At 69.8% G+C, this 12343-nt stretch carries 9 protein-coding genes; all 9 read left to right on the forward strand.

From position 1 onward, the window contains the following. The first annotated feature begins 1 nt into the window (after position 1). The 9 genes from ACMXN5_RS19300 to ACMXN5_RS19340 all read left to right on the forward strand — a co-directional run bounded on the left by ACMXN5_RS19300 (position 2) and on the right by ACMXN5_RS19340 (position 12127). A complete protein-coding gene (locus tag ACMXN5_RS19300) occupies positions 2-2557 on the forward strand; it encodes an NADH-quinone oxidoreductase subunit G (RefSeq protein WP_439676308.1) in 2556 nt (851 codons plus the stop codon). Positions 2558-2568: 11 nt separating this feature from the next. Next, positions 2569-3903 (forward strand): NADH-quinone oxidoreductase subunit NuoH, encoded by a 1335-nt coding sequence (gene nuoH, locus ACMXN5_RS19305; RefSeq protein ID WP_380005602.1) that lies wholly within the window; start codon positions 2569-2571, stop codon positions 3901-3903. Positions 3904-3907: 4 nt separating this feature from the next. After that, on the forward strand, positions 3908-4492 hold the full coding sequence (nuoI, locus tag ACMXN5_RS19310) for an NADH-quinone oxidoreductase subunit NuoI (protein WP_380031891.1): 585 nt from the start codon (positions 3908-3910) through the stop codon (positions 4490-4492). Continuing rightward, positions 4489-5481 carry an NADH-quinone oxidoreductase subunit J gene (locus tag ACMXN5_RS19315; RefSeq protein WP_380005561.1) on the forward strand — a complete coding sequence of 331 codons (993 nt, stop codon included), beginning with the start codon at positions 4489-4491 and terminating at the stop codon, positions 5479-5481. The genes nuoI and ACMXN5_RS19315 overlap by 4 nt, the downstream gene beginning before the upstream one ends. Then, a complete protein-coding gene (nuoK, locus tag ACMXN5_RS19320; RefSeq protein WP_020549317.1) occupies positions 5478-5777 on the forward strand; it encodes an NADH-quinone oxidoreductase subunit NuoK in 300 nt (99 codons plus the stop codon). The genes ACMXN5_RS19315 and nuoK overlap by 4 nt, the downstream gene beginning before the upstream one ends. A gap of 106 nt (positions 5778-5883) precedes the next feature. Further along, positions 5884-7782, forward strand: coding sequence for an NADH-quinone oxidoreductase subunit L (gene nuoL / locus ACMXN5_RS19325; protein ID WP_395788611.1), 1899 nt, complete (start codon positions 5884-5886; stop codon positions 7780-7782). A gap of 64 nt (positions 7783-7846) precedes the next feature. Then, the gene (locus ACMXN5_RS19330; protein ID WP_395787191.1) at positions 7847-9484 is read left to right on the forward strand and encodes an NADH-quinone oxidoreductase subunit M; all 1638 of its coding nucleotides are present in this window, start codon (positions 7847-7849) and stop codon (positions 9482-9484) included. Positions 9485-9486: 2 nt separating this feature from the next. Beyond that, positions 9487-11073 (forward strand): NADH-quinone oxidoreductase subunit NuoN, encoded by a 1587-nt coding sequence (gene nuoN, locus ACMXN5_RS19335; RefSeq protein ID WP_395787193.1) that lies wholly within the window; start codon positions 9487-9489, stop codon positions 11071-11073. Between the two features lie 43 nt (positions 11074-11116). Continuing rightward, the gene (locus ACMXN5_RS19340; RefSeq protein ID WP_395787195.1) at positions 11117-12127 is read left to right on the forward strand and encodes a polyprenyl synthetase family protein; all 1011 of its coding nucleotides are present in this window, start codon (positions 11117-11119) and stop codon (positions 12125-12127) included. The last annotated feature ends 216 nt before the right edge of the window (positions 12128-12343 follow it).

Raw genomic sequence — 12343 nt, forward strand, 5'->3', positions numbered from 1 at the left:
CATGACAGTCACGACCAACACCCCCGCGGGTGGGCCGCCGGCCCCCAAGCCGGAGGACCTCGTCACCATCTCGGTGGACGGGATCGACGTCTCGGTGCCCAAGGGCACCCTGGTGATCCGGGCCGCCGAGCTGATCGGCATCCAGATCCCCAGGTTCTGCGACCACCCACTGCTCGACCCGGTCGGCGCCTGCCGGCAGTGCCTGGTCGACGTCGAGGGCCAGCGCAAGCCGCTGGCGTCCTGCACCACCACCGTCACCGACGGCATGGTCGTCCGCACCCAGCTCACCTCCCCGGTCGCGAGGAAGTCGCAGGACGGGGTGATGGAGCTGCTGCTGATCAACCACCCCCTGGACTGCCCCGTCTGCGACAAGGGCGGCGAATGCCCGCTCCAGAACCAGGCGATGGGCGCCGGCCGGGCGACCTCCCGCTTCACCGAGGTCAAGCGCACCTTCCCCAAGCCGCTGCGGATCTCCTCCGAGGTGCTGCTCGACCGCGAGCGCTGCGTGCTCTGCGCCCGCTGCACCCGCTTCTCCGAGCAGGTCGCGGGCGACCCGTTCATCGCGCTGATCGAACGCGGCGCGCTCCAGCAGGTCGGCATCTACGAGAAGCAGCCCTTCGAGTCCTACTTCTCCGGCAACACCATCCAGATCTGCCCGGTCGGCGCCCTCACCTCGGCCGCGTACCGCTTCCGCGCCCGGCCGTTCGACCTGGTGTCCTCCCCGACCACGTGCGAGCACTGCGCGTCCGGGTGCTCGCTGCGCGCCGACCACCGCCGGGGCAAGGTGCTGCGCCGGCTCGCGGGCGACGAGCCCGAGGTCAACGAGGAATGGAACTGCGACAAGGGCCGCTTCGCGTTCCGCTACGCCACCCGTCAGGACCGGCTCACCTCCCCACTGATCCGGGACGAGGAGAGCGGCGAACTGGTTCCCGCGTCCTGGTCCGAGGCACTGGGCGTGGCCGCGCGCGGGCTCGCCGCCGCCCGGGGCAGCGCCGGGGTCCTGGTCGGCGGCCGGGCAACCCTCGAAGACGCCTACGCCTACGGCAAGTTCGCCCGGGTCGCGCTCGACAGCAACGACATCGACTTCCGCGCCCGCGAACACTCCGCCGAGGAGGCCGAGTTCCTGGCCCAGCGGGTGGCCGGCACCGGGCTCGGGGTTACCTACGCCGACCTGGAGAAGGCCCCCGGCGTGCTCCTGGTCGGCTTCGAACCCGAGGACGAGTCGCCGATCGTCTTCCTGCGGCTGCGCAAGGCATCGCGCAAGGGCCTGAAGGTGTACGGCGTCGCGCCGTTCGCCTCCTCCGGGCTGACCCGGATGGGCGGCACGCTGCTGCGGGCCGCCCCCGGCACCGAGACCGAATGGCTCTGTGCCCTCGCCGACCCGGAGGTCGCCGGCGAACTGGCCCGCGGCGCGGCCGAGGTGTTGCGCAAGCCGGGCGCGGTGGTGCTGCTCGGCGAACGCCTCGCCGGCGTGCCGGGCGCCCTCGCCGCGGCGAGCGCGCTGGCCGGGCGCACCGGCGCCCGACTCGCCTGGGTGCCCCGGCGCGCCGGTGAGCGCGGCGCGGCGGACGCGGGCGCGCTGTACAACCTGCTGCCGGGCGGCCGGCCGGTCGACCACCCCGAGGCGCGCGCCGAGGTGGCCGCGGCCTGGGGGGTCGCCGCGCTGCCCGCCGGCTACGGCCTGGACACCACCGCGATCCTGACCGCCGCCCGCGAACAGCGCCTGGCCGCACTCGTGGTCGGCGGCGTCGAGGTGGACGACCTGCCCGACCCGACCGCCGCGCTGGCCGCCCTGGACGCGGCCCGCTTCGTGGTCAGCCTCGAACTGCGGCACAGCGCGGTCACCGAGCGCGCCGACGTGGTCTTCCCCGTCGCCGCCGCCGCCGAGAAGCCCGGCACCTTCGTCGACTGGGAGGGCCGCGAACGCCCGTTCGCCACCGTCCTGAAGAAGGACCAGCTCGGCGGCGACCTGGCCGCGGTCATGTCCGACCTGCGGGTGCTGGACGCGATCGCCGAGGCGATGGCCGAACAGCGCGAGGGCACCCCGATCGAGCTGCCCTCGCTCACCGCCGCCCGGCGCGAACTGCGCCGCCTCGGCCGGTGGACCGGCGACCGCGGCCCCGCCCCCGAGGGCCGCGCCCGCGAACTCCCGCGCCCCGGCGCGGGCGAGGCCGTACTCGCCTCCTGGCGCCTGCTCCTGGACGAGGGACGCGGCCAGGACGGCGAACCCCATCTGGCGGGCACCCGGCGCGCGCCGGTGGTCCGGCTCTGCGCGTCCACGGCCGCCGAGATCGGCGCCGAGGACGGCGGCGGCGTCACCGTGACCTCGTTGCACGGGGAGGTCACGTTGCCGCTGCGCATCACCGACATGACCGAGCGCGTGGTGTTCCTGCCCGCGAACTCGCCCGGCTCCCCGGTGCGTCGCGCACTGCGGGTCGCCCCCGGCGAGGTGGTCCGGATCCGCCCGGCGGTGCTCGACCTCGCGTCCGCGCAGGGCCCGCCCGACAACACCGGCCTCAACGGTCGGACCGCACACGTTCATGAGGAGGAGCGGTGACGGACAGCGGCATGCAGCTCGCCGCGGTCGGGTTCGGTACCGACGTCTGGTGGCTGATCCTGCTCAAGGCGGTGCTCATCTTCGCGTTCTGCGTCGTCATGACGCTGTTCGCGATCTGGTGGGAACGCAAGGTCGTGGCCTGGATGCAGATGCGCATCGGGCCCAAGTACACCGGCCCGCAGGGCCTGCTCCAGTCCCTCGCGGACGGCGTGAAGCTCGCGCTCAAGGAGGACATCACCGTCAAGGGCGCCGACAAGGCCGTCTACATCATCGCCCCGATCGTGGCGATGGTCCCGGCGTTCATGGCGTTCGCGGTGATCCCCTTCGGCCCCGAGGTCTCCATCTTCGGGCACCGCACGCACCTGCAACTGACCGACCTGCCGGTCGCGGTCCTCTACATCCTCGCGGTCGCGTCCGTGGGCATCTACGGCATCGTGCTCGCGGGCTGGTCCTCCGGCTCGACCTACCCGCTGCTCGGCGGGCTGCGCAGCTCGGCCCAGATGATCTCCTACGAGATCGCGATGGGCCTGTCCTTCGCGGCGGTGTTCCTCTACTCCGGCTCGATGTCCACCTCGGAGATCGTCGCCGCGCAGCAGGACACCTGGTACGCGATCCTGCTGCCGGTCTCGTTCATCATCTACGTCGTCGCGATGATCGGCGAGACCAACCGGGCGCCGTTCGACCTGCCCGAGGCCGAGGGCGAGCTGGTCGGCGGCTTCCACACCGAGTACTCGTCGCTGAAGTTCGCGCTGTTCTTCCTCGCCGAGTACGTGAACATGGTCGTGGTCAGCTCGCTGGCGACCACCCTGTTCCTCGGCGGCTACCTGGCCCCCTGGCCGATCACCGCGGTGTGGGACGGCGCCAACTCCGGCTGGTGGCCGTTCCTGTGGTACTTCCTCAAGGTCCAGGCGTTCATCTTCGTCTTCATCTGGCTGCGCGGCACGCTGCCCCGGTTCCGCTACGACCAGTTCATGAAGATCGGCTGGAAGGTGCTGATCCCGCTCTCGCTGGTGTGGCTGATGCTGGTCGCCACCGTGCGCGCGCTCAAGAACGAGGGCTACGAGCAGTCCCGGATCGTGCTGTGGGTCGCGGGCGGCGTGGTCGCGCTGCTCCTGCTGTCGATCCTGTGGGACGCGGTTACCCCGAACAAGGACGCGGAGGCCGAGGAGGCCGCCGCGAAGGCCGCCGGTCCCGAAACGTTCGACCCGATGGCGGGCGGGTTCCCCGTACCGCCCATGCCGGGCCAGCAACTCCCGCCGGTGCCGCGCCGCAACGTGCGCAGACCGGAGCCGGTCGGCGCGCCGGCGGCGGAGCTCCCGGCCGACCGCACTGAAGGAGAGGCATAGACCCGTGCCCAAGTTCCTCGGACCGGTCGCGGGGTTCGGTGTCACCTTCGCGACGATGTTCAAGAAGGCGAACACCGAGTACTACCCGTACGAGAAGAAGGTCACCGCACCGCGATTCCACGGCCGGCACCAGCTCAACCGGTACGCCGACGGCCTGGAGAAGTGCATCGGCTGCGAACTGTGCGCGTGGGCGTGTCCCGCCGACGCGATCTTCGTGGAGGGTGCCGACAACACCGACGAGGAACGTTTCTCGCCCGGTGAGCGGTACGGCCGCAACTACCAGATCAACTACCTGCGCTGCATCTTCTGCGGTCTGTGCATCGAGGCCTGCCCGACCCGGGCGCTCACCATGACCAACGAGTTCGAGCTGGCCGACACCAGCCGGGCGAGCCTGATCTTCACCAAGGAACAGCTGCTCGCGCCGCTGTACGAGGGCATGGTTCCCGCGCCGCACGAGATGTACCCGGGTACCACCGACACCGACTACTACCTGGGCAAGATCACCGGCGCCGCACCCGGCACGGTGACCCAGGGGCGGTCCGGTGAGCCGGCCGAGGCGGGCGCGCAGGGGACGGAGGCGGGCCGATGAGCCCCGGAATGGACTTCGCGGCCGAGGTCACCAAGACCTCCACCGGCGAGGCGCTGCAGTTCTGGGTGCTCGCGGCCGTCGCGCTGATCGGCGCCCTGGCGACCGTCTTCATGAAGAAGGCGGTGCACAGCGCGCTCGCGCTGGTCACCACGATGATGTGCCTGGCGATCTTCTACCTGGCCCAGGGCGCGGTGTTCCTGGGCATCGTGCAGATCGTGGTCTACACCGGCGCGATCATGATGTTGTTCCTGTTCGTGCTGATGCTGGTCGGCGTCTCTTCGGTGGACTCGCTCAAGGAGACCCTCAAGGGTCAGCGGATCGCCGCCGCCGGGCTCGGCCTGGGCTTCGGCATCCTGCTGACGGCGGCCATCGCCAACGCCTCGATCACCCACTTCACCGCGCTGGCGACCAAGTCGGCCGGCAGCCGCCCGGTATACCCGGCGGAGACCGACGACGAGGCGCTGCGCGCGGTCTCCCAGGGCAACGTGCAGGGACTGGCGCACCAGATCTTCACCAAGTACATCTGGGCCTTCGAGATGACCAGCGCGCTGCTGATCACCGCGGCGGTCGGCGCGATGGTGCTCGCGCACCGCGAGCGCCTGGTGCCGCGCAAGACCCAGCGCGAGTTGTCCGAGGAGCGGGTGCGGGACAACAAGCAGGTCGCCCCGCTGCCCACGCCCGGGGTGTACGCCCGGCACAACGCGGTGGACGTACCCGCGCTGCTCCCCGACGGCAGCGTCTCGGAGTTGTCGATCAACGGCACACTGCGGGCGCGCGGTCAGATCCGCGACGTCAGCGCCGAGGCGGTGCACAGCGTGGCCGCGTTGGAGAGCGCGGGCGCCGACGATGACGACGAGGCGTGGCCGGACGAGTCGGACGCGCCCGCGTCCGCGCCGGTGCCCACCGCCCGCCAGGAGCACGAGGACCCCGACCCGGGCTCGGGCGACGAGGTCGGCGCCGGCGCCGGTTCGAAGGAGGGGCGCTCGTGAACCCGGTGAACTACCTGTACCTGTCCGCGCTGTTGTTCACCATCGGCGCGGCCGGGGTGCTGCTCCGGCGCAACGCGATCGTCGTGTTCATGTGCGTCGAACTGATGCTGAACGCCTGCAACCTCGCGTTCGTGACGTTCGGCCGCATGCACGACAACCTCGACGGCCAGATCATCGCGTTCTTCACGATGGTCGTCGCCGCCTGCGAGGTCGTGGTCGGACTGTCCATCATCATCGCCATCTTCCGCAGCCGCCGTTCGGCCTCGGTCGACGACGCCAGCCTCATGAAGTGGTAGGTCGGAACCGGTGATCGAAACCTCCTCCCTGGCCTCCGGCGCCCTGCTCGCCAACGAGGGCGGCGGCGGGCTGCACTCCACGGCCGCCTCCGGTGCCTTCTCGGCGCTGTGGCTGGTCGTCGGACTGCCGTTGCTCGGCGCGGTGTTGCTGCTGGTCGGCGGCAAGCGGACCAACCCCTTCGGACACATCCTCGCCACCGCGCTCGCCCTCGGGTCGTTCGTGGTCGGCGTGCTGATGTTCGTGACCATGCTCGACAAGTCCGGCACCGGCCGCTCGGTGGACCAGCACCTGTGGACCTGGGCGCCGGTCAACGAGTTCCAGGCCGACATCGGCCTGCACCTGGACCAGTTGTCCATGGTGTTCGTGCTGCTGATCACCGGTGTGGGTTCGCTGATCCACATCTACTCGATCGGCTACATGGCGCACGACGAGAACCGTCGGCGCTTCTTCGCCTACCTGAACCTGTTCGTCGCCGCGATGCTGCTGCTGGTGCTGGCGAACAACTACCTTCTGCTGTACGTCGGTTGGGAGGGCGTCGGGCTTGCCTCCTACCTGCTGATCGGGTTCTGGCAGCACAAGCCGAGCGCCGCGACCGCCGCCAAGAAGGCGTTCATCATGAACCGCGTCGGCGACTTCGGTCTGGCCGTGGCGATCTTCCTGATGTTCACCACGTTCGGCACCTTCTCCTTCGCGGACGTGCTCGGCGGCAGCGCGACCGCGAGCGACGGCACGATGACCGCGATCGGCCTGATGTTGCTGCTCGCCGCCTGCGGCAAGTCGGCGCAATTCCCGCTCCAGGCCTGGCTCGGCGACGCGATGGAGGGTCCGACCCCGGTCTCCGCGCTGATCCACGCGGCGACCATGGTCACCGCGGGCGTGTACCTGATCACCCGCTCGGCGGAGATCTTCAACGCCTCGCCCGACGCGCAGCTCGCGGTCACCATCGTCGGCGCGATCACCGTGCTGTTCGGGGCGATCGTGGGCTGCGCCAAGGACGACATCAAGAAGGCGTTGGCCGCCTCCACGATGAGCCAGATCGGCTACATGATCCTGGCCGCCGGCCTGGGTCCGATCGGCTACGCGTTCGCGATCATGCACCTGGTCACGCACGGCTTCTTCAAGGCCGGGCTGTTCCTCGGCGCGGGCTCGGTCATGCACGGCATGAACGACGAGGTGGACATGCGCCGCTACGGCGGCCTGCGCACGTACATGCCGATCACCTTCGTCACCTTCGGCCTGGGCTATCTGGCGATCATCGGATTCCCGCTGCTGTCCGGGTTCTTCTCCAAGGACAAGATCATCGAGGCGGCGTTCGCCAAGGGCGGCACCTCCGGCTGGATCCTGGGCGCGGTCACCCTGCTCGCGGCCGGGCTCACCGCGTACTACATGACGCGCGTGATGCTGATGACCTTCTTCGGCAAGGAACGCTGGAAGGAGGCGCCCGCGGGCGCGCCGGCCGACTGGCACGAGCCGCACCCGCACGAGTCGCCGGTCTCGATGACCGGTCCGATGATCCTGCTGGCCTTCGGATCGGTGTTCGCCGGCGGCCTGTTCGCGCTGAACGACTCGTTCGTGAAGTGGCTGACCCCCGTCACCGGGTTCTCGCACGGCGACCTGCCGATGAGCGAGTGGGCGGTGACCGGCATGGCGATCGCGATGGTCGCCCTCGGCACGGCGGTCGCCTACCTCCAGTACGCCCGCCGCGAGGTGCCCTCGGTGGCGCCGGCGGCGAGCCCGGTCACCGCGGCGGCCCGCCGCGACCTGTACCAGGACGCGATCAACGAGGGCCTGGTCATGCGGCCCGGGCAGTATCTGACCCGCCTGCTCGTGTGGTTCGACAACAGGGGCGTGGACGGATTCGTCGGCGGCCTCGCGGCCTTCGTCGGCGGCACCTCGGCGCGGGTGCGCCGGGTACAGACCGGGTTCGTCCGCACGTACGCGCTGTCCATGTTCGGCGGCACGCTGCTGGTCGTGGCCTGCACGCTGATGGCTCGGATGGCGTGATGACGACGATGCCGACCCGAATTCGGATCGCCCACACGGTAGGCGTCCAGGCGGAGGGACTTCGATGAACGGCCACTTTCCCTGGCTGACGACGCTCGCGGCGCTGCCGTTCGTCGGCGGCCTGTGCGTCGCCGCCGTACCGGCCGGCAAACGCAGGCTCGCCAAGAACGTGGCGCTGCTGTTCAGCCTGCTCACGCTGGCCGTCGCCGTGGTGGTGGCGACCAAGTTCGACAACGACGGCGGACGTTTCCAGATCACCGAGAGCTACAGCTGGATCTCCTCGTTCGGGGTGCGCTGGTCGCTGGGCGTGGACGGGATCGGCCTGGTGCTGATCCTGCTCACCGCGGTGCTGATGCCGCTGCTGATCCTGGCCTCGTGGCACGACGCGGACGACGCGCCGGTGGGCGCCGACGGCTCGGCGGGCACGGGCCGGCCCGCGCCGCGCAGCACGCACGCGTTCTTCGCGCTGATGCTGCTCGTCGAGGCGATGGTCGTGGTGTCCTTCGCGGCCACCGACGTGTTCATGTTCTACGTCTTCTTCGAAGCCATGCTGATCCCGATGTACTTCCTGATCGGTGGCTTCGGCGGCGCGCAACGCTCCTACGCGGCGGTCAAGTTCCTGCTGTACAACCTGCTCGGCGGCTTGGTCATGCTGGCCGCGGTGGTGGGCCTGTACGTGGCCACCGCCAACCAGGGCATCGGCGTCGACGGGCATGGCACCTTCGACTTCGTGAAGATCTCGCAGGCGGTCGCCACCGGTCAGCTGGACATCGATCCGACCGCGGAGAAGGCGCTGTTCCTGGGCTTCATGTTCGCGTTCGCGATCAAGGCCCCGCTGTGGCCGTTCCACACCTGGCTGCCGGACACCATGACCGAGGCCACCCCCGGTGTCGCGGTCCTGGTCACCGCGATGGTGGACAAGGTCGGCACGTTCGCGATGCTCCGGTTCTGCCTGGAGATCTTCCCGGACGCGTCGAAGTACTTCGCCCCGGTGGTGATCACCCTCGCGGTGATCGGGATCATCTACGGCGCGCTGCTCGCGGTCGGCCAGACCGACATCAAGCGGCTGATCGCGTACACGTCCATCTCGCACTTCGGCTTCATCATCCTGGGCATCTTCGTGATGACCAGCCAGGGTCAGTCGGGCGCGACGCTGTACATGGTCAACCACGGCTTCTCCACCGCGGCCCTGCTGCTGATCGCGGGCTTCCTGATCTCGCGCCGCGGCAGCAAGACGATCGCCGACTTCGGCGGTGTGCAAAAGGTCGCCCCCATCCTCGCGGGTACGTTCCTGGTGGCCGGACTCGCGACCCTGTCCATGCCGGGACTCGCCCCGTTCGTCAGCGAGTTCCTGGTGTTGGTGGGCGCGTTCACGAAGTACAAGGTGGCCGCGATCTTCGCCACCACCGGCATCGTGCTCGCCGCCCTGTACGTGCTCGTCCTGTACCAACGCACGATGACCGGTCCGGTCCGGCCCGGGAACGAGAAGCTTCGCGACCTGGTGCCGCGCGAACTGGCGGTCGTGGTACCGCTGATCGCGTTCCTGCTCGTGCTCGGCGTCTACCCGAAGCCGGTGCTCGACGCGGTGAACCCGGCCGTGGACCACACGCTCAGCCGGGTGGAGCAGAAGGACCCGGCGCCCACCAAGCCCATCGAACAGGCCGCGGGCACCGAGGCGCACACCACTGGAGGCTCCAAGTGAGCATGAGCACCGCCGCAGCGGCAACGCTCGCCGTGACGAAGGTGGACGCGCCCACCATCGAGTACGGCAAGCTCTCGCCGGTCCTGATCATCGCGGGCGTGGCCGTGGTCGGCGTGCTGATCGAGGCGTTCCTGCCCCGACCGGCCCGCTACCGCGCCCAGCTCACCGTGGCCCTGGTCGGCATGATCGCCGCGTTCGGCGCGATCGTGTGGCTGGCCCGGGACCTGCCCGACGACCACCGGGGCAGCATCACCGCGATGGGCGCGATCGCCGTCGACGGCCCGTCACTGTTCCTCCAGGGAACGCTGCTCCTGATCGGCATCGCCTCGGTGCTGCTGATCGGCGAGCGCAAACTGGAACCGGCCGGCGGCGACGCGTTCGCCCCGCAGGCCGCGGCCGCGCCCGGCTCGCAGCAGGAGAAGGACGCCGCGGCGGCCGGGTGGACGCAGACCGAGGTCTACCCGCTGGCCATGTTCTCCCTGGTGGGCATGCTGCTCTTCCCGGCGGCGAACGACCTGCTGATGATGTTCGTCGCGCTGGAGATCCTGTCCCTGCCGCTCTACCTGCTGTGCGGGCTGGCCCGGCGCAACCGGCTGCTCTCCCAGGAGGCCGCGCTCAAGTACTTCCTGCTCGGCGCGTTCTCCTCGGCGTTCTTCCTGTTCGGCGTGGCCATGCTCTACGGCTATTCGGGCAGCGTCTCGCTGGACAAGATCGGGGTGGCCTCGGCCGGCGCGATGGACAACGACGCGCTGCTGCTGATCGGGCTCGCGATGGTGGCGGTCGGCCTGCTGTTCAAGGTCGGCGCGGTGCCGTTCCACTCCTGGACGCCGGATGTGTACCAGGGCGCGCCGACCCCGATCACCGGGTTCATGGCGGCGGCCACCAAGGTGGCCGCGTTCGGCGCGATGATGCGCTTCTTCTACGTCGCGCTGCCGGGCATGCGCTGGGACTGGCGGCCGGTGATGATCGGCGTCGCGATCGCGACCATGGTCGCGGGCGCGGTCATCGCGATCACCCAGACCGACGTGAAGCGGCTGCTCGCCTACTCGTCGATCGCCCACGCGGGTTTCATCCTGACCGGAATGATCGCGATGAACGACGCGGGCGTGTCGTCCACGATGTTCTACCTTGTGGCCTACGGATTCGTCACTCTGGGTGCGTTCGCGGTGGTCACCCTGGTACGGGACGCGCGCGGCGAGGCGACCCATCTGTCCCACTGGGCGGGTCTGGGCAGGCGTTCCCCGCTGGTCGCAGGAGTGTTCGCACTGTTCCTGCTCGCCTTTGCCGGTATCCCGTTGACCAGCGGTTTCGCCGGAAAGTTCGCGGTCTTCCAGGCGGCGGCGCGCGGCGGCGCGGGCAGCCTCGTGGTGGTCGGTGTGCTGTGCAGCGCGATCGCCGCGTTCTTCTACGTGCGGGTCATCGTGCTGATGTTCTTCTCGGAGCCCAAGGCCGACGGTCCGACGGTCGTCGTACCGAGCGTGATGACCACCGCTGCCATCGCGCTCGGGGTAGCCGTTACCGTGGTCCTTGGCATCCTCCCGCAGCCGGTACTGGACCTCGCGGACAAGGCAGCCTTGTTCGTCCATTGAGCACGACGCAGAGACTCTGCGTGATCGACAGGAGAGAACCGTCATGGCGATCGTGGGGCCCTTCGGGCTGAGCGTCACGGACGAAACTCTCGACGCCGACATCAGGGCGGGGATGGCCGCCGTGGAGCAGGAGCTCCTGGCGGCCACCAAGAGCGAGTTCCCCTACCTGACGCAGACCTCGCGACACCTCGTCGAGGCGGGCGGCAAGCGGTTCCGGCCCCTGCTGGTGCTGCTCGCCGCCCAATTCGGCGACTGGCAGGCCCCGGGCGTGGTGCCGGCGGCGGTGGTGTGCGAACTGACGCACCTGGCCACGCTGTACCACGACGACGTGATGGACGAGGCGCCGCTGCGGCGCGGGGCGCCCAGCGCGAACTCCCGGTGGGACAACTCGGTGGCGATCCTGACCGGCGACTTCCTGTTCGCCCGGGCCTCGGAGATCGTCGCCGACCTGGGCAACGAGGCGGTGCGGATCCAGGCCCGCGCGTTCGCCCGACTGGTGACCGGCCAGATCCGCGAGACGGTCGGCCCGGCGATGGGCGACGACCCGGTCGAGCACTACCTGTCGGTGATGGCGGACAAGACCGGCTCGCTGATCGCCGCCTCGGGGCAGTTCGGCGCGATGTTCGCGGGCGCCGACGAGCACGTGGTGGACATCCTGACCCGCTACGGCGAGCGGTTCGGCGTGGCCTTCCAACTGGCCGACGACGTGCTCGACATCGCCAGCGAGGCGACCGAGTCGGGCAAGACCCCGGGCACGGATCTGCGCGAAGGGGTGCCGACACTGCCGGTGTTGCACCTGCGTGCGGGGGTGGCGGGCTCGTCCCCGGCGGCCGACCGGCACCTGCTCGAACTGCTCGACGGGCCGATCACGGACGACGACGAGCACGCGGAGGCGCTGTCGCTTTTGCGCGGGCATCCGGCGCTTGCCAAGGCCCGTGAGGATACTCGGCGTTATGCCGAGGAGGCTCGAGAGGTTTTGGCTCCTTTGCCGGATTGCAGCGCCAAGCGGGCTTTGTCGTCTTTGTGCGAACTTGTGGTGGAACGCAGCGCTTAGGGGTGTGCTGCGGGTGCGTATTGGTTGTTCGGTTTGCCCGCCCGCCCACCCGTCGCGTTTCGGTGTACGGCTGCGGATTACACCCCGACTGCTCCCCCGGGAGTAGTGCGAGGTGTTGTGGGTCAGCTTGAAGTCCCAGGCTTTCGGGCGCGGGGCGCCCCGAGGGTGACGTTTTCCGGTGACGTACGGGCGACGCCGGGTGGGTGACCGCGATGG

Source organism: Embleya australiensis (assembly GCF_051903075.1).
GTDB lineage: Bacteria > Actinomycetota > Actinomycetes > Streptomycetales > Streptomycetaceae > Embleya.

What these genes read in the sequence shown, in the direction of transcription:
- nuoN (WP_395787193.1), top strand. Translation starts at nt 9,487, where the DNA reads ATGAGCACCGCCGCAGCGGCAACGCTCGCCGTGACGAAGGTGGACGCG.
- ACMXN5_RS19300 (WP_439676308.1), top strand. Translation starts at nt 2, where the DNA reads ATGACAGTCACGACCAACACCCCCGCGGGTGGGCCGCCGGCCCCCAAG.
- ACMXN5_RS19315 (WP_380005561.1), top strand. Translation starts at nt 4,489, where the DNA reads ATGAGCCCCGGAATGGACTTCGCGGCCGAGGTCACCAAGACCTCCACC.
- ACMXN5_RS19340 (WP_395787195.1), top strand. Translation starts at nt 11,117, where the DNA reads ATGGCGATCGTGGGGCCCTTCGGGCTGAGCGTCACGGACGAAACTCTC.
- ACMXN5_RS19330 (WP_395787191.1), top strand. Translation starts at nt 7,847, where the DNA reads ATGAACGGCCACTTTCCCTGGCTGACGACGCTCGCGGCGCTGCCGTTC.
- nuoH (WP_380005602.1), top strand. Translation starts at nt 2,569, where the DNA reads ATGCAGCTCGCCGCGGTCGGGTTCGGTACCGACGTCTGGTGGCTGATC.